The sequence below is a fragment of the Neobacillus bataviensis genome, from assembly GCF_019969725.1.
On sequence record NZ_JAHXYW010000001.1, the window covers coordinates 187,099 to 204,322 of the forward strand.

The following is a 17,224-nucleotide window of genomic DNA, read 5'->3' on the forward strand; positions in this document are numbered from 1 at the left end:
GTTCCTCCTTTATAGAGCTATATCTCGTATCTATTGATTTCATTATAAGGGCTGTTATTTTTAAGCGAATCGATATTGGGAAGGATTTCTTCAGCATTGATGGTCTTAAAGAAGTCTGGAACTTTGGTCGTAGAAATTCATTTAAAATGACTAGTCGGTTTATTATTTGACCAAAAAAATATATACTCCCATTTAATTTCCTCCTCCTTAAATAGACTATATAGTCTATTTTTATTTTACCTTATCTTGGTAGGTTAATCAATTAGAAAAAATAAAAAAGACAAGCATCCAATCAGATGCCTGTCCCAAATGTCCGCGTGGAGTGGACAAATCACCTAAAATGTCTTTTTACGGTGCCTGACACCAAACTACAAACAACACATATATACCCTCTCCGGTCGACCCACGGTTCCGTAGGCCAGGTCGGCGGCGATTTTTTCTTGGGCTACGAGGTGTTCGAGGTAGCGTCTGGCGGTGGTTCGGCTGACGCCGATTTCTTTGGCGACCCGTTCGGCCGTTAAACCCTCGTCCACTTTCTCGAGAACCTCCAGTACTTTATCAAGAGTAAGCGGGTCAATCCCTTTTGGCAGATACCCCCTGTCGCCACTTATGCCTCCAGCTCCTTCACTTTCCTTACGAATAAGCATGTCCACCTGCTGCTGGGTAACATGGGTATTTTCCATATTTAATTGAATCAGCTTATTGTGATACTCCTGATACCTTTGCAAAGATTGCTTAAATCGGTCAAAAACCACCGGCTTAATAATGTAATCAAATACCCCAATGCTAATAGCTTCCTGGACCATTTGTATCTCTTTTGTGGCCGTTATCATGATGACGTCCATTTGTTTTGCTTGCTGTTTGGTTTCCTTCAATAGCTCAAGTCCATTCATATCAGGAAAATAAACATCCAACAGAAGCAAATCGGGCTGCAGGATCTCAATTAAGGTCTTAGCCTCCACATAACTGGCGGCAATCCCAACCGTTTGGAAACCTTCCAGCTGTTCTAGAAACCGTTTTTGAATTTCCGCAATCCTCAAGTCATCCTCAACAATTAACACTTCGATAGGCTTGTATCCCGTCACTTTCATTCAAACTCCCCCTTTGCTTTGGTATCGCCACCGTAAAAATCGTTCCCTCTCCCGCACTCGAAGAAAAGGTAACATAACCCCCTAAATCGTTTATTGCTTTTTGTACCAAACTTAAGCCGATTCCGGCATTACTCCCGGTATTCTTGGTTGAAAAACCTGCTGAGAAAATTTGGTCCTGATGCTTTGAGTCTATACCTTTCCCGTTATCCTCTACTTCAATTATCAGGTCTTTTCCAAGATCCGTTAAAAACAGTGAAACTCGTTTTTCTTGCATGCCATTTTCCCTAACAGCTTCAAAGGCATTATTGACTAAATTTCCTATAATAGTCACTAATGAATCTCTGCTAATTTCTAAAGGGAGATCCTTAAAGCTGCTCTCTCTATCTATTGAAAGATCAATTTTCAATTCGCTTGCTAAACTTGCTTTTCCTAAAATGAATCCTGCAATAATCGGATCCGGAATTTCCCGCATTAAAAATTGAATAAACCCTTGGGCGACGTCCACCTCTCTAGAAATAAAATCAATAGCTTCCTTATAGGAACCGAGCTGGATCAAGCCCAGTAAAGTGTACAGACGGTTGGAATATTCGTGCGTCTGGGCACGCAGTCCTTCCGCATAAGCTTTTACATGTGATAATTCCTGAAGGAGCGAAGCAAGCTCGGACTTGTTCCGGAAGCTGGCAACAGCTCCTACGACTATTCCCCGCTTATTAAAAATAGGAATGCGGTTAGCCAAAAAGACGTCCCCAAAAATCATTATTTCCTGATCATACTCTGCTCTTCCTGATCTAACGACGTCATAAAGCTTCGTATTTTCAAGAACATCATCAATTTTTTTGCCCCTTAGTAAAATATCATTCGGAACATTCAAAATTTTATGAGCAGTTTCATTTACAACTGTGATCCGGCCATCGGTATCGATTGCGATGATCGCCTCATGAATAGACTCAAGTATCGCATGCTTTTCCTGATACATCCAGGCTATTTCCTTTGGTTCAAATCCGAAAATGGCCCTTTTGATATTTAAAGAGATTAGTAGAGCAGCAATAAGTCCTCCTGCTAAAATAATCAGCGAAGCAACAAAGATTTTCCGTTGTATTTTCGAAACTTCTTTTTGAATATCAGTCTGAAGATAACCAACCGAAACAACACCAATGACCTCACCACCACTAAAAATCGGTGCTTTTCCTCTTAAAGAGGGCCCAAGGGTTCCTGTCGATTCAGAAATGACCGATTTCCCTTTAAATACACTGTCATTATCTCCCCCAACCATTTTTTGCCCTAAACGGCTTGGATTGGGGTGCGAGTATCGGATTTCATCCCGGTTTCCAATAACAATAAATTCTGCCCCCACCTGATGACGAATTTTCTCAGCAATGGGCTGAATAATGGCCGAAGGATTTTCGGTTCGAAACGCTGCTTGTATTTCAGGCATATTGGCGATCGATTGCGCTACCGATAAGGCCTTCGACCCGATTTCATGCTTCAAATTGGTTTCCAAAATATTTTTAAAAGTAAATTCAATAATCGTTCCCATCACAATAATCAGAATGGAGATCCCGAGCATTAACTTAGTATGTAATCGCATTCAACCACCCCTTACTCTATCATATAAAAAAAATCTACTATTAAAAAGAGGACAAAAAAATAAAACAGCCTTTTTTAAGACTGTTTTTATCTTTACAAGCAGAAATCCACCAATTCTTTCCTTTTACTAGCTAGTTTGCCAATCATAAGCTTCAAATCTTTTAAGCCTTCCCTTAATTGGTGCTTTCGACCTTCGATCATCCTCTTAACCTCTTTAGGGTTTGGTCCTCCTTGAATCCTTCTCACTTCGACAAAGTTTTCAGAGGATATAATTTTTTTCCAATCTTCCTCACTGAGCGATACTTTGGCCAAATCCTTAAGCATTGAATTTATTTCATCCACCTTCCAATCGAACAATTCTTTTTGCTCTTTAACCGTCCTTTTTGAAAGGGTGCTCGCGATGGAATGTGCTTTTTTAAAGGAAATATTATAGTTCCTTGTCAAGGTGTCGGCGAACTCGGTAATAGTAATGCAGGATTTTTCAGACATGACCTTTAAATGCTCCTCGTTTACAGTTAGTGTCATCATAACGGCATACATGATTTTCATTACGCGGTTGGCTTTCGAAAATGCCCGATATAAATGAGGCTGCAAATCATCCTCCGTATCGACAATATCACCGAAGGGCGTATTATGAATCATTTGAACCGCTGCGAGCGCATCCCCATAAGAACTGCTTGCCAACGCCCGTGAGTGTTCGATCGACACTGGGTTACGTTTCTGCGGCATAATACTGCTGACTTGAACATAGGGGTCCGCTACCATGAATGAGCCGAATTCTCTTGTGACATGCAAGAGAAAATCTTGAATCCATCTTCCGGTATTCAACATGCAGGCCATTAGAGCGGTGGACGCTTCTAGTAAATAATCGGCACCCGCGATCGAGTCATAAGAGTTTTCTATTACATTATTAAACCCTAATAATTTACAGGTACGAGAACGATTGATTGGAAAACCGGTCGTCGATAGGGCTGCCGCACCGAGCGGAGATTGATTAACCGTTTCAAAGGCAGACCAAAGACGTTTGATGTCACGCATTAACACATCATAAATGGCTAATAAATAATGCCCTAAGGTCGTTGGCTGTGCGGGCTGGGTATGGGTATAGGCCGTCATATAGGTTTCGGTATGTTCTTCAGCCCTCTCAAGTAATACCTCACCCAATTGATAACTACTTTCAAGCAGCTGTAACAGATGTTCCCTTAACACCAGGCGGTACATGGCCACCCCCATATCGTTCCGGCTTCTCCCGATATGAATTTTTCCGGCAAGCTCTTCGCCGATTTCCTCCGCTATTTTAGCTTCAATCATAAAAAATAAATCCTCATATTGTGGATCGTAAGTGATTTGAATTGAATCTGTACTTGCAACCTTATTAATCCCCTCCAGCATTCTTCTCGCTTCTTCGGTTTTTATGATTTCCTGCTCCTTGAGCATGATCACATGAGCCCGGTGGATGTCGAACATAACGTGAAAAAGGTAATCCCTTTGATCGTTAAAAACCGGTTTTAACAGTTCTTCCTCGTAGGTCTTTCCGGGAAAAACCTGCCCTTCCTTTTTAATAAACTCATTATTCATACATTCCACTCCGATTATGGTCCTTTATTTAATTATACGAATGAATTATTTTAAAGTGATTTTTAAAATAATCTTTCGACACACGAAATAAGATGCTATAATAAGCAAATGGATTTACATCAATGAACGATCAGAAAGGCGTGTTTATGCCTATGTCAGGTAGTAATCAAAAAACTCTATTAAGCTTGTTTTTAGTATCGGTTCTGTGGGGATGCAATTATCCTGTTAGTGCTTACTTGCTTCAAGGATTTTCACCCGTGTTTTTGTCAACCGTCCGGATCTGTTTTACGTCACTGTTTTTAATCATTGTTGCCTTCTCCGTTAAAGGGATGAAGAGGCCAACAAATACGGAGTGGAAATACCTGCTTGGTGTTGGTATCTTTGGAACGCTTCTTAATCAAACCTTTTATTTTACGGGGCTCAAACACACAACACCTGCAAATGCTTCTTTAATCCTTGCGCTTTCGCCCATTGCTACGATTTTATTAGAACGGATTATTTTTAAAGTAAAATTAACCTTAAAAAAGGCGTCGGGAGCGTTGATCAGTTTAATTGGCGTATTTTCAATCATTGGGGTTGGAAAAGGTTCAATCGGAATTTCATGGGGCGATTTCAATATTTTAATCGCGATGCTTTGTCTTTGTATAAGTCTATTATTTATTCGAGGACTGTCGAAGACGATGAATTCCTTTGTCATTACGATTTATGCAACTGTCCTTGGCAGTGTCTTTATGATTCCCGCCGCTGGGGTAGAAAGAATTGTCAGCGGATCGGTCGTCAGCCATTCCATATTCATGTGGATTTTACTGATTGCAGCAGGGATTCTCGCACAAGGTGTGGCCGGTTTTTGGTGGAATAAGGGAGTTGCGAAGGCCGGTGCCGGTACGGCTTCCATGTTTATGAATATTCAGCCGTTTGTTGCTATAATTGCCTCCCATTTTATTTTGGGGAACCCGATTTTGATAAGCCAAATTATAGGTGGAATCCTCGTTTTATCTGGGGTTTATATTGCGAACTTACCATCTGTGAAACCTCTCATTAAACGAGGGACTAATAAAATGGCTTAATTGGATTTTTTTCCTCGAACAATTCTTTTATCAATCACATATCTTAACAATAGGTGGTACACCAAAAAAAGACCGCATCCCGAACGATACGGTCAAACTATAACTCTAGAAGTTTATGGATAATCCATCAGCGTCTGCCAACGTAGGTGGATTATTCTTTTTGTGTAGGTATAATACTCATAGACGATCACTCTTTTCTTACGGTAATTGTATTGTTTTAATATGCTCCAAATTTCGGATTACCCTTTCTCCATCGGCTGTTATTAAAGTGATTTTGTTATTGCGAATTTTTTGGAGTAACCCAATTTTTTCATTATGTTCCCCTCCATCAATAATCACTAGTTGATTTTCAAATTTTTTCAACTGCTCATCTAGTGATCTTGCTAATGGTGTGGCTTTAGTCATTTGTTGCAGGTTTTCGCTGCTTAAGGAATAAGGCGTTGTGTTTGGCGGATAGGGAATTAGCCATTTAACATGATTCATCGAAATAAACATTTTTTTGTATACAGGAGAGTGAAAAACAAAATAGTCATTCATAATGCTGGTTAGGTAACCATGAATGGATTTATTTCCTGCTACATACACCTGAACAAATAGTCCTTTAGCAAAATTTAATGCTTTTCGAAACGATAATACTTCCATTTCAATCGGTTTTTCTGAAGGTGGTTGATAAGAGTTCTCTTCATCTTCGTTTAACATGGTTTCTTTCAATCTTTGAACATGAATAAAGGGAATATAGAGGAAGGAATGTTTTTTGTTATCGTATAAAACAATCATGTCCGATCCACTATCCAGAAGGGTTCCTTTGTGAAAATTTCCGCCAGAAATTTCAACTTCAATATTTTTCCCTATTAAATCAACAAAATCAACTAACATCTTAAATCTCCTTTTCCCAAATGGTTTAGTTTTGCAGTACCCCGCCAAATAGCCAGGAAACCCAATAATATAAAACGACTAAGGTAAATAATACAGCTGGAGGTATGACAACACTTGTGATTTTAACGTATTCCCACCAGGTAATTTTCACTTTTCCTTTTCTAACTATGTGCATCCACATCAGGGTTGCAAGCGTCCCCATTGGAAGTAATAACGATCCCATATCACTGCCAATTACGTTTGCCAGGTAGGCTACTTTCAATTCAAGTAAACTTAGATCCATATTCGTTAAAGTAAGTGTTCCAACCATAAGAGCCGGGTGATTATTAAAAATATTGGAGAGTACTGATAGAAGGACGCCCATCATGACACTCGCGTGCAGCAGGCTACCAGCAACAATCGGCTCCATAAAACCAATCAGCCAGTCTGTTAAGCCAATATTATTCAGACCGTAAATGATGACATACATACAAAAGGCGAAAACAATGATATACCACGGGGTTTTTTTCAACATATCGATTGGCGGTATTTTTAGATAAGCCCATCGCCAGGCCAACAGGACCAACGAGCCAAAAACAGCCATCAGTGAGACAGGAATGTTTAAAAAAGAAGCGACGAATAGGCTGACTCGGACAGTAAAAACGAATAAAAGAACATTGCGCATAAATCTCGAGCGGTCTTTTTCCGAATTATGCTGAATTCCGGACTTTAGTGGATGATAGGATTTAAGCGACAATCCTGTTACTTCCGTTGGAATTTTTTTCGGCAATACTTTGTAAAAACGAAGGAACAAAAGCCCAACGAGCAGGAGCAATCCAAGTGTTGCCGGTACAAACATCATGGCGGTATGCAAGTACAAACTCATATGGACAATTTTTAAAGCGATTAAATTGACAATATTACTTACACCGATGGGAGCACTTGAAGCGGTGGCAATCAGGCCTCCTGAAAGTAAATATGGGATTTTTTGATGATTTTTTAAGCCCATATTATTTAATAGCATGACTAGAATGGGTGTTGTGATTAAGATGCTTCCATCATTATTGAAAAAAAGTGTCATCAGAAAGCACAAAAGGTTGACATACCAAAATAACCGAATCCCTGAGCCCTTTGCCTTCGCAGCCAATTTTTCTGCCACCCAGTTGAAGAAACCAAAGCTTTCTAACACGATTGCCATGACAATCGTCGCCATGATCGTAATGGCTGCACCACTGATGGTGTCTGCAATGATCCCGAGGTCTGTGAGTGTAACACTTCCGCTAAGCACAACGATAATCGCCCCAATGGAGGCTGGGATTGCTTCATTAATGCCCCTTGGCCTCCAAAGAATAAATCCGAGGGTAACCAAAAAAGTAATGATGGTTATCCAAACGGTTAAATGAACCATTTTTTTCTCCTTTCATCTAGCTGGTGATTCAGGATGTTTCCCTGAGACGACTTACCTCCTAATATCTGTTAGTCCGCTCATGTCCCCCCCTTCCATCTGTCCTTCTTGTGTTCTTGTACTCTATCTATATGTATCTCGCATAAGACAGGCTTTAGGTTTGTACCCTTTTTTCCTATAAATCCACTAGAGTCTAAAAAAATAGCACTAGTATTTTGGGAAAAAATAAAAAAGCGAAGCAGTAAGCTTCGCTTGGTAAAAACTATTATCCCTCAACATTAATAACGACTTCTTTCCCTTTTTTCTTCATCATGAAAGGTACAATAAGCCAGAGGGCTGTAATTAAAAGGAAGGCCAGTGAAATTGGACGGGTAAAGAATACACTGTAATCGCCATTTGAAATGGTTAAGGCTCTTCGCAGGTTATTTTCAACCATTGGCCCTAATACCAATCCTAAAACGAGCGGTGCGATTGGGTAGTCGTTTTTGCTTAAGAAGTATCCTAACACGCCGCAAGCTAATAAAAGCAATAAATCGTACATCGACACCTGTACGGCGTATACCCCAAAAATAGAAATCGCGATAATCATCGGAATCAAAAATTGCTTTGGTGTTTGAATAATTTTTGCGAACACCTTTACAAGTGGCAGGTTTAAGATCAACAGCATGATATTTCCGATAAACATACTCGCAATGAGACCCCAAGCAACCTGCGGATGGTCTTCAAATAATAATGGACCCGGCTGGACATTGTACATCATTAACGCTCCCATTAAGATCGCCGTCGTCCCAGATCCCGGAATTCCCATAGTTAATAAAGGAATCATCGCCCCGCCAGAGGCCGCATTATTAGCGGATTCCGGTGCCGCAACCCCGGCAATCGCGCCTTTGCCAAATTTCTCAGGATTTTTCGAAATCTTTTTTTCCAAAAGATAAGAGAAGAAGGATGCCAGTGTTGCCCCGGCTCCCGGCAAAATACCGACGAAAAACCCTAAAATGGATCCACGGGCAATCGGTCCTGCGGACTCTTTCATCTCTTCTTTAGATGGGATTAAATTATTAATCTTCGCCATTTCCCCATCTTCTTCTTCTTTTTCTAAAATCGTTTTAAAAACTTCGCCTAGGGCAAACAACCCAACAGCAATCGTTAAGAATTCAATTCCCTGGTATAGCCATGGCACATCGAAGGTAAATCGAGCAATACCTGACACACTGTCAATCCCGATAGTTCCAAGCAGTAAACCGCAAACGGTCATAATCAAAGCTTTTGTAACCGACTTTCCAGCTAAACCGCTGACAGCGCCGAGACCCAATAGCATCAAGGAAAAATATTCGGCCGGGCCAAATTTAAGTGCCACTTCTGAAAGGGGTTTTGCAAGAAACATCAACGCAATTAATGTGACAATTCCAGCTACGAAGGAACCAATGGCCGCAATCGATAAAGCACTGCCGGCTCTCCCCTTTTTAGCCATTTGATAACCGTCTAAGGTTGTGACAACAGAAGAGGATTCTCCTGGTGTATTTAATAAAATCGAAGTGGTTGAACCACCGTACATAGCTCCATAATAGACTCCAGCCAGCAAAATAATTGCACTAGTCGCCGCTTGCTCGGGCGGAAGGCTGCCAGTGATGGAGGCCGTAACAGGGATAAGCAGCGCGACACCGCTCATCGGGCCGATCCCCGGCAAAACCCCAACCGCTGTGCCAATTAAAACCCCTACGAATGCAAAAATAAGATTATACCAAATAAGTGCTGTTCCAAATCCTTGAAATAAATAATCGAGTGTACTCATTTTTAGCCTCCTCTCTTAAAACCAAATAGGCCAGCCTGGAAGTGTCCCTTTTAACACGTCTACAAATAAGAAATAAACGAGTCCAGAAAAGGCTGCGGATATAATGATGGACATAATTAACTTTTTACGTTCCATCGTTTGAAAGCATACAAGTAAAAATAAAAACGTCGTAATAACATAGCCGATGGTTTCTAATGTTAATATATAAAACAAGGTAGCCGCAAAGATAATAAGGAAGGGCTTGTACTCTAATTTTTCCTTATTGCCCTCTGCACCCTTAGATTGGTTTGCTTCAAAAAACAAACGGATACTTAATAAGACTAGTAAGATACCTAATATAAAAGGAAAAATGTCCGGTCCGACAACGCTTCCATAGGATGAACTTGATATATGTCTGCTTCCGACAATAAATAATACTCCAACAGCAAGAAATACAATGGATGCAACCCGATCGAATTTTATAGCCATTCATAAACCCCCTTTTAAAAAAATCGGGAAGGAGAATCTTGCTCCTTCCCCTACTTTTTTACTTCTGCATGCCTAATGCTTCTAGTAATTGTTGAACTTGTTTTTCTTGTTCACCTAAGAATTTTGTGAAATCAGCGCTATTTTTATATTCTAGTTCCCAACCTTGTGTCTCTACTTCTGTCTTCCATTCAGGAGATTTTACAAGTTTATCGATTGTTATTTCCCAGTAGGATTTTGCTTCTTTAGACATTTTTTCTGGGCCAAACACTCCGCGCCAAATCGTGAACTCAGCATCTACACCTTGTTCTTTAGCCGTTGGCACGTCCTTAAAATCACCGCCTAAACGATCCGCTGCCGTAACAGCAAGCACACGAACCTTACCAGCTTTTAGGAACTCTTTTACGCTTGAAGCATCTGTTCCAATAACATCAGCATTACCGCCAAGAAGGGCTGTAATGGCTTCCCCTCCGCCATCGTAAGATACATATTTAATTTTTGTAGGATCCACTCCATATTTAAAGGCTGGAAGAATGGAAATTAAATGGTCCATAGAACCTGGTGCGGAACCGCCTGCAAAAGTAAGTTTGCTAGGATCCTTTTTGACTTCATCTAAAAGGGATTTTAAGTCAGTAAATTTGGAATCCTTTTTGACAACAATCGCGCCGAAATCTTTTGTCAATTGAGCAAGCGGTGTTGTATTTTTGTAGCCGTAAGGGCTGTTTCCTTCTTTTTTCAAGTTGTTGATAATAATCGGCGGTGAATTGACGAACAGCATTTCGTTATTAGCTGCTTGCTGTGTGGCGTATTCAGCCATAAACACGGCACCTCCGCCGCCTGGCTTATTCTCCACTGTTAATGGCTGACTGACGAGCTTCGTTTCGCTCAATACCTTTGTAAAGGAGCGGGCTGTTAAATCCCACCCTCCGCCAGCACCAGATGGCGCTACAACAGAAATCGCTTTTCTAGGATAGCTTGGACCAGCCTCTTTTTTACTAGAACCTGAACTTGCTGTTTCTTTACTGCTGCAAGCGCCTAAGCTTAATGCCAATGCACCTGCACACATTACTGCTGAAATTTTTTTGATCGAAAACATTTTTCTATTCCCCCTTGTAACCGTTTTCTTAATTTTACTCAAAATTTAGAAGATTCATAGTTTTTGCATTTAAACAGCATTAAAAACTTATAAACCATTTTGTTCATTTTGTTCACAGCAGGATGTCCTAGAAATGTAGAATCAATATTAAAAATTAAAAGCTGGAATTTTAAAAAAAAAGAAAACGCCATTCATGATGAATGGCGTCCTTATTTAGTAAGCTCTAAACTACTTCCTTAATTGCAGCTCCGACAAACTTTCGCTTTTGTATATAGATAAGTCTTAAGGATAAGGCGACTCCTGCTGCCAGCAAACCAACGGTCAGCCCAATCCAGTAGCCTCTTGCACCCAAGCTGGTAAAGTTGGCGAGAAGGTAGCCGACTGGCAAGCAGATCAGCCAGTATGCAATTAAGGTCATAATAAAGGCAATATTCACATCTTTATATCCTCTTAATGCAGCCTGAGCAGTTGCCTGAATGGCATCCGCTATTTGGAAAAATAAGGCAAAAATTAAAAAGTTTGCCGTTAGGTTGATGACAGCTGTTTCATTCGAATAGAAGCCGGCGACTTGATAGCGGAAGGCTACGACTAGTAATCCTGTTAAAATGGCGATTAATATGGCAAGATACACACCAAGCCAGCTATATTGTTTCGCATCTTTATAACGCTTTGCCCCCACCTCAAAACCGACGAGTACGGTCTGGACCATGGATATGCTAATAGGAATCATGTACAAAAAGGATACAATATTTAAGGCCGATTGATAAGCAGCAATTGTGGTCACATTAAATTTACTTAAAAGGATCGTCACCACCGCAAACATACTCGTTTCAAAAAAAGTAGAAAGCCCCATTGGCACGCCAATTTTTAAAATCTCTTTACATTTTTCCCATGAAAATTCCTTCATGTTTTCAAATATCGGAAAGGTAGAAAACGGTTCTTGTTTTTTCACGATGAAAATGGTCATTGCCATAAAGGCCCAATCGGTAATGGCTGTGGCATATCCAGCCCCTGCCCCGCCAAGCTCTGGGAAGCCCCAATTTCCAAAAATCAGCACGTAGTTCAACAAGAAATTAAGCGGCAAGGATATTATCATAATGATCATGATCACCCTAGTCTTTCCAAGTGCATAAATAAACGATCTCAGAACATTAAAAACAAACAATGGCAGGATTCCGTAACTAAGTCCGACGAGGTAATCAAATGCGGTATCCTGAACTCTTGCTGTCAGGTTCATGCTATCTAAAATCGGATCTAACAAGAAGAAACCAAGAATAATTAATAGAATTGTGATAAATACAGAAAGATATACTCCATGTTTTACAACCGAGGTTACCTCATGGCTCTTCTTCTCACCAAACCGCTGTGCTGCTATAGGGGAAACCGCGAGCAGTATGCTGCTGATTCCTGTGAAAATCGGACTCCATATCGAGGAGCCTATTGCGACGCCAGCCAGATCGGAAGAATTGTATTTTCCTGACATAATCGTATTAAAAAACACCATTGAAAACATGCCAAGCTGTGTAATTAAGATGGGAATTAACAGGACGAAAATTTGTTTAGTCTTTTGCTTTATGGTAAAAGTCTGATTCATAATAGCGTTCTCCTTGAGTAAATAAAAACCCGAAACTTCATTATACGCTATATTGGATGATAATTCCTCACTTTTTAATGATATTTCCAAAAAAAGAGAACTTCCAATGGAAGTCCTATTTCTTTACAATTTTTGATGGGTTATTAACCTTGTACAATACTGGTTCATCAACGAGGAATTCTTCTTCGACGTCTTTTCCTTTTGCCAATTTCTTAGCGGCCACTTTGCCGTCAAATTCAAGGGAATCGCCAGGAACTAGTTCGAATTTTTTTAGTGTTTTACTGTGACTGCACCACGCGAGGCCAAGGTCAAGTGGGTTATCCTGTACAATCTGCACATGTTCTAAAACCACCACTTCATCATTTTCTTCATTAAATGGATTATAGGTCATCGCAAATTGTTTCACAGTGGCCGTAAAATGAACTTTATCAGCCGGAAGCTCGAGTTTAGGCGCTTTCTCTTTCTTTGGTTTAGCCTCCTTTGCCTTTGGTTTCGGAGACTCTTCTTTTTGAGCTGTTTCCTTTTTCACAGGGGCTGGCTCCGTATTCTCTGTTATTTCTTTTTCCTCAATCGTTAGCAGGCTTTCTTTTCCGAAGCTTCCCTGCTGCATTTCTTTTAAATAGGCAGGATGAATGCAGCTAACCTTCCCATCCTGAAATTCAATAACCAAAGTATTAAACTCACCATTATTTCCGTAAGCTTCATAGCCTTTGATGGTTACGATGCGCTGGGCGTTTCTGTCCTTGTACCAGAATTCCTTTTTGGCCTCCCTTGCCGAGGATAAACCCCATTCCTTTAATTTTTCCTTATAATGATCCTCGTCGCGGAAGCTTTCATATTCCCCTTTTGGCGGAATATATTGAGTCAAATCCTTTTGTGTTTCCTGGATTGGCAATCTAGCCACTTCCTTCCATCTATGTAAGTGTTTATATTATAACATTAACCCTGACAAATCCTAAAATTAGAACGTTCGATCGCCCCATCGGCATTTCTTTTATTTTTCAAAAAATACTTAGTGCAACGAAGGATTTTGTATGTATAATAGCTTTAGATATTAATAGTGAAGCTGGTGGGGGCACATGCGTACCTATAATGAAAAAATCAGTATTTATCATGGAATGGTGTCAATAATCGCTTTAAATTTAGCTGGTAACTACTTTCCGATTTTCGCCATCTCAATTCTTGGAGCAAATAATTACCAAGTAGGTTTAATTAGTTCTCTTCCTCCCTTAGTTACACTCATCATGACGATTCCAGCAGCGATCTTGTTAAATAAGCTGGATGAGCAAAAGAAAACGGTTGCGATGAATGTTTTTTGGGCGAGAGTGATGTTCTTACTTTTAGTGGGTGTGGTTTTTCTTCCACCTTCCTATCAGGCTTGGACTTTCTTAATCCTTATCGCGGTAATGAATGTACCTGGGACGATTTCTAACATCGGCTGGCAAACGCTTATTAGTGGAATGATTCGTGAAGAACGGAGAGGAACCTTTTTCAGTGATAGAAGTCGGTTACTAACAATTGTAGGCATGGTGACTACACTAATTATCGGTATTGTCATGAAAAAAGAAACAGATAATGCTGCTGCGTATCAGTGGTTATTTTTTATGGCCTTTGTTTTTGGCTTACTTGAAATGTTTTTCCTGCTGAAGCACAAAGAAACGGCCCAGCCCAAAACAAATATCGATCGAAAGAACTCATCGATGGATTGGTCTATTTTTAAAGATCAAGGATATAAGTGGTTTCTTATTGCAGCACTATGCTTTAACTTTGCCTGGCAGATGGCATGGGGCTTATTCAATATTTACAATGTCAAATACGCACATGCGACGATTCTTTGGATTAGCTTATTTTCTGTTGGCAATCAATTGGTGCAGATATTCACCTTCCCATTATGGAAAAAGTGGGCGGAGCAAAAATCGAATACGTTAATGCTTGTATGGGTTGCGGCCGGTATGGCTTCTGCCCCGATTTTGACGGTTATGTCTACAAATCTTTATTATTTAACAATTGTAAGTATGATTTCGGGATTTTTTCTATCCGGGACCACCCTATTATTGTTCAATCTATTGTTGGAGCAGTCTCCGGCGGAGAAAAGAACCTATTGTATTACCACCTATAATGTCCTGTTAAGCTTAGTCGCGTTTATCGCTCCGCAAATCGGGATTTGGCTGTTAGAGGTAACGGGGATACAAACCTCTATGGGAATTAGTTCCATTCTACGGTTTATGAGTGCGCTGGTATTTTTGTTAATGTACGTGAGATTTATGAAAACTAAGAAACCAATCTTGGAAAAAAGCTAGGGTGCCTGCCCTAGCTTTTTTTGCTGAAATATATAGTTTGGGACTTTCATACTTTAATATAGGGAGTTGATTATGAAAACTGGAGGACACTATGATTATAATAAATAACCAGACAGTTAAGCCAGAGACCCTTTTTAAAGAGGTTACGAATGCAGAACAGCGGACGATTTTAAAACAAATGGCAGCCAATCAAGTGGAATATATGTATCAAGATACAGCCCATTTAAAATTTGAGCTTTTATTTCGCTCCAATACCCTTAGAGCGGCAAGGGAACTTAATAAGAGCGGGGTAAAATTTACGACGTTTAATTATGCTTTTCCGAATCGGAAACTTTGGGATCGGTTGAGTAATGGCGGCTTCCTAATAAAACCTGGCGTCAGCCCTTCTGTTGCGATATTAGACATCATTAAAAACGGCTCTCTCTATGCATTTGAATGCTCCACTGGAATTGCGATTGTCCTATACATTGCCACTCTTTATTCCATCGGCAGCGAACGGTTTAATGTTCTATTCGACCGTCTTTATTTAATGGACTGGCAATTTGATGAGGATCTGCAGATTTTCCAGAAGTACGGGGATGATTTTATCCCTGGTGATGTCCTTCACTTTAACAATCCTGATTTTGACCCGAAACAGGCGCATTGGCGCGCCGAGAATGTCGTCTTCTTCGGAAATGACCAATTCTACGGCCATGGTGTCGGAATTAGAAATGCCAGCACAATTATAAAGTTTTTAAATACAAAAAGAAAACCAGATCCTTCCAAATCCGCGTACTTAATGAACCTCATATCAAGGGTATATTATCAAGGATTTTTATAAGTGAAAGTTTTAATACAAACTTAGAAATGGTAAAATAAATTGATTTACAATAATTGTGTGTGGAGGAAAACTATGTCTGTTGATGTTTATTTAAATTTTAATGGCAACTGCCGTGAAGCAGTGGAGCTTTATGCACAGGTATTTGGAACAGAAAAACCACAAATTATGACCTTTGGAGAAACACCTCAGGATCCCAATAATCCTATGCCAGAAGAAGCAAAAAATTTAGTTATGCACACACGGCTTAACATCAGTGGCAGCAATGTAATGTTTTCTGATACTTTTCCAGGGATGGAGTTTGTTGAAGGAAATAACGTAAATTTAGCATTTGTCAGTAAGAATCTGGATGAGATTAAAAATGCTTTCCATCAACTTAAGGAAGGCGGAAAAGTGGGCATGGAGCTTCAAGAAACTTTCTGGAGCAAATGTTACGGAATGGTAACGGATAAGTTTGGAATACATTGGCTGTTCAATTATGACAGCGGTGAAAATGGAATGGGATAAACAAAATGAAAGACCCCAACAATGTTGAGGTCTTTCGTTTTATTTATAAGCTAAAAATTAATAAATGAATCTTCGGGTTTCACTGTTTCTTTTATTACTTTGTTTTCTTTTAGCCATTGTGCAACTTTGTTCCAGGTTTCAGGGTCCTGGTAGCCAAAGTTTTTATCCTTGGCATCCATTAAAGGAAGTAGGATTTCCAAGCTTTTCGTTTCGACATCCTTTTCAAGCGGGGAGGATTTGTCTTCATGCTTCATTAGGACGGAAAGTCCCTCTTCTGGATGTTCAGACACATATTTTTGGCCCTTTGTGATCGCCGCCATAAACTTTTTAAATACATCTGGCTTCGTTTTTAATCCCTTTTCACTGCCAACCAATACCAATTCATAATAATCGGGAACACCATAGTCGGCAGGGTTTAATGTCCGCATAGGATGGCCCTCTTTATCTAACAATAATTTCTCATGATTAATATAGCCGCCAATAAGGGCATCTGTTTTCTTTGTTGCCATCGCCGGAATCAAGTCCCAGCCAACATCAACCATTTTTATCTTACCTGCTTCTCCCCCATCTGCCTTCACCATTGTCGATACAATCGCTTCATCCAGTGGAATCGATGGATAGCCAATCGTCTTACCAGCTAAATCCTTCGGTGATTGAACCGAACTATCAGCAGGGACCATTAACTGGTTTAGGGGATGGCGGACAATTGCCGCAAAGGATTGGACAGGGATATCCTCTCCTCGCGCCACTAATACTTGCGGTTGATAACTCAAGGCCATATCAATTTTGTCTGCCGCTACAAGTTTTAGAGGATCATTTGTATCAGCTGGCATTTGAATATCTACATCCAAGCCTTGCTCCTTAAAATAGCCCTTCTCTTGTGCTGCATAAAGGAAAGAATGGACGGCATTAGGATACCAATCCAGCATAAGGCTTACCTTCTGAAGCTCCGCATCCTTGCCTGAGGATTTAGAAGATTCACTTTTCCCACACGCACTTAAAAGTAATAACAATAGACTTAACATTATTAATAAACTTTTTTTCATATCTACCTACAACCTTCCATGATG

General features: G+C 40.1%; 15 protein-coding genes. 4 read left to right on the forward strand and 11 right to left on the reverse strand.

Going from position 1 to position 17,224, the window contains the following annotated elements; translation table 11 throughout:
- Positions 1-368: 368 nt before the first annotated feature.
- From LC455_RS00985 to argH, 3 genes are all read right to left on the reverse strand, one after another.
- Positions 369-1,091 (reverse strand): response regulator, encoded by a 723-nt coding sequence (locus tag LC455_RS00985; RefSeq protein ID WP_223587700.1) that lies wholly within the window; start codon positions 1,089-1,091, stop codon positions 369-371.
- Entirely contained in the window at positions 1,048-2,679 is a 1,632-nt protein-coding gene (locus LC455_RS00990; RefSeq protein WP_223587701.1) for an ATP-binding protein, read from the reverse strand. The genes LC455_RS00985 and LC455_RS00990 overlap by 44 nt, the downstream gene beginning before the upstream one ends.
- 92 nt (positions 2,680-2,771) lie before the next feature.
- Entirely contained in the window at positions 2,772-4,256 is a 1,485-nt protein-coding gene (argH, locus tag LC455_RS00995; RefSeq protein WP_223587702.1) for an argininosuccinate lyase, read from the reverse strand.
- A gap of 122 nt (positions 4,257-4,378) precedes the next feature.
- On the opposite strand from argH, the gene LC455_RS01000 reads away from it, so the two are divergent.
- Positions 4,379-5,323 carry a DMT family transporter gene (locus LC455_RS01000; RefSeq protein WP_223587703.1) on the forward strand — a complete coding sequence of 315 codons (945 nt, stop codon included), beginning with the start codon at positions 4,379-4,381 and terminating at the stop codon, positions 5,321-5,323.
- Positions 5,324-5,521: 198 nt separating this feature from the next.
- On the opposite strand, the gene LC455_RS01005 is transcribed toward LC455_RS01000, so the two are convergent.
- The 7 genes from LC455_RS01005 to LC455_RS01035 all read right to left on the reverse strand — a co-directional run bounded on the left by LC455_RS01005 (position 5,522) and on the right by LC455_RS01035 (position 13,434).
- Positions 5,522-6,199: a DUF2642 domain-containing protein gene (locus LC455_RS01005; RefSeq protein WP_223587704.1), complete on the reverse strand. Its 678-nt coding sequence runs from the start codon at positions 6,197-6,199 to the stop codon at positions 5,522-5,524.
- Between the two features lie 25 nt (positions 6,200-6,224).
- Positions 6,225-7,586, reverse strand: coding sequence for an arsenic transporter (locus tag LC455_RS01010; RefSeq protein WP_223587705.1), 1,362 nt, complete (start codon positions 7,584-7,586; stop codon positions 6,225-6,227).
- 262 nt (positions 7,587-7,848) lie between these two features.
- The gene (locus LC455_RS01015) at positions 7,849-9,375 is read right to left on the reverse strand and encodes a tripartite tricarboxylate transporter permease (protein ID WP_223587706.1); all 1,527 of its coding nucleotides are present in this window, start codon (positions 9,373-9,375) and stop codon (positions 7,849-7,851) included.
- Between the two features lie 15 nt (positions 9,376-9,390).
- Positions 9,391-9,843, reverse strand: coding sequence for a tripartite tricarboxylate transporter TctB family protein (locus LC455_RS01020; protein WP_223587707.1), 453 nt, complete (start codon positions 9,841-9,843; stop codon positions 9,391-9,393).
- A 58-nt stretch (positions 9,844-9,901) separates the two neighbouring features.
- Positions 9,902-10,936 carry a Bug family tripartite tricarboxylate transporter substrate binding protein gene (locus LC455_RS01025; protein ID WP_223587708.1) on the reverse strand — a complete coding sequence of 345 codons (1,035 nt, stop codon included), beginning with the start codon at positions 10,934-10,936 and terminating at the stop codon, positions 9,902-9,904.
- A 223-nt stretch (positions 10,937-11,159) separates the two neighbouring features.
- The gene (locus LC455_RS01030) at positions 11,160-12,530 is read right to left on the reverse strand and encodes an MATE family efflux transporter (RefSeq protein ID WP_223587709.1); all 1,371 of its coding nucleotides are present in this window, start codon (positions 12,528-12,530) and stop codon (positions 11,160-11,162) included.
- A gap of 115 nt (positions 12,531-12,645) precedes the next feature.
- The gene (locus LC455_RS01035) at positions 12,646-13,434 is read right to left on the reverse strand and encodes a hypothetical protein (RefSeq protein ID WP_223587710.1); all 789 of its coding nucleotides are present in this window, start codon (positions 13,432-13,434) and stop codon (positions 12,646-12,648) included.
- A 175-nt stretch (positions 13,435-13,609) separates the two neighbouring features.
- Here LC455_RS01035 and LC455_RS01040 point away from each other — a divergent pair, with 175 nt between their 5' ends.
- From LC455_RS01040 to LC455_RS01050, 3 genes are all read left to right on the forward strand, one after another.
- Positions 13,610-14,830 carry an MFS transporter gene (locus tag LC455_RS01040; RefSeq protein ID WP_223587711.1) on the forward strand — a complete coding sequence of 407 codons (1,221 nt, stop codon included), beginning with the start codon at positions 13,610-13,612 and terminating at the stop codon, positions 14,828-14,830.
- Positions 14,831-14,921: 91 nt separating this feature from the next.
- Positions 14,922-15,650 carry a protein-glutamine gamma-glutamyltransferase gene (locus LC455_RS01045; RefSeq protein WP_223587712.1) on the forward strand — a complete coding sequence of 243 codons (729 nt, stop codon included), beginning with the start codon at positions 14,922-14,924 and terminating at the stop codon, positions 15,648-15,650.
- A gap of 72 nt (positions 15,651-15,722) precedes the next feature.
- Positions 15,723-16,154: a VOC family protein gene (locus LC455_RS01050; protein WP_223587713.1), complete on the forward strand. Its 432-nt coding sequence runs from the start codon at positions 15,723-15,725 to the stop codon at positions 16,152-16,154.
- A 50-nt stretch (positions 16,155-16,204) separates the two neighbouring features.
- Here LC455_RS01050 and LC455_RS01055 read toward each other — a convergent pair whose 3' ends face one another.
- On the reverse strand, positions 16,205-17,200 hold the full coding sequence (locus tag LC455_RS01055) for an ABC transporter substrate-binding protein (RefSeq protein WP_223587714.1): 996 nt from the start codon (positions 17,198-17,200) through the stop codon (positions 16,205-16,207).
- Positions 17,201-17,224 lie beyond the last annotated feature (24 nt).

Bases quoted from the DNA above. Each gene is read 5' to 3' on its own strand.
- LC455_RS01025 (WP_223587708.1), bottom strand. From the start codon at position 10,936: ATGTTTTCGATCAAAAAAATTTCAGCAGTAATGTGTGCAGGTGCATTG.
- argH (WP_223587702.1), bottom strand. From the start codon at position 4,256: ATGAATAATGAGTTTATTAAAAAGGAAGGGCAGGTTTTTCCCGGAAAG.
- LC455_RS01005 (WP_223587704.1), bottom strand. From the start codon at position 6,199: ATGTTAGTTGATTTTGTTGATTTAATAGGGAAAAATATTGAAGTTGAA.
- LC455_RS01055 (WP_223587714.1), bottom strand. From the start codon at position 17,200: ATGAAAAAAAGTTTATTAATAATGTTAAGTCTATTGTTATTACTTTTA.
- LC455_RS01040 (WP_223587711.1), top strand. From the start codon at position 13,610: ATGCGTACCTATAATGAAAAAATCAGTATTTATCATGGAATGGTGTCA.
- LC455_RS01020 (WP_223587707.1), bottom strand. From the start codon at position 9,843: ATGGCTATAAAATTCGATCGGGTTGCATCCATTGTATTTCTTGCTGTT.
- LC455_RS01030 (WP_223587709.1), bottom strand. From the start codon at position 12,530: ATGAATCAGACTTTTACCATAAAGCAAAAGACTAAACAAATTTTCGTC.
- LC455_RS01045 (WP_223587712.1), top strand. From the start codon at position 14,922: ATGATTATAATAAATAACCAGACAGTTAAGCCAGAGACCCTTTTTAAA.
- LC455_RS01050 (WP_223587713.1), top strand. From the start codon at position 15,723: ATGTCTGTTGATGTTTATTTAAATTTTAATGGCAACTGCCGTGAAGCA.
- LC455_RS00985 (WP_223587700.1), bottom strand. From the start codon at position 1,091: ATGAAAGTGACGGGATACAAGCCTATCGAAGTGTTAATTGTTGAGGAT.
- LC455_RS01000 (WP_223587703.1), top strand. From the start codon at position 4,379: ATGAACGATCAGAAAGGCGTGTTTATGCCTATGTCAGGTAGTAATCAA.
- LC455_RS00990 (WP_223587701.1), bottom strand. From the start codon at position 2,679: ATGCGATTACATACTAAGTTAATGCTCGGGATCTCCATTCTGATTATT.
- LC455_RS01015 (WP_223587706.1), bottom strand. From the start codon at position 9,375: ATGAGTACACTCGATTATTTATTTCAAGGATTTGGAACAGCACTTATT.
- LC455_RS01010 (WP_223587705.1), bottom strand. From the start codon at position 7,586: ATGGTTCATTTAACCGTTTGGATAACCATCATTACTTTTTTGGTTACC.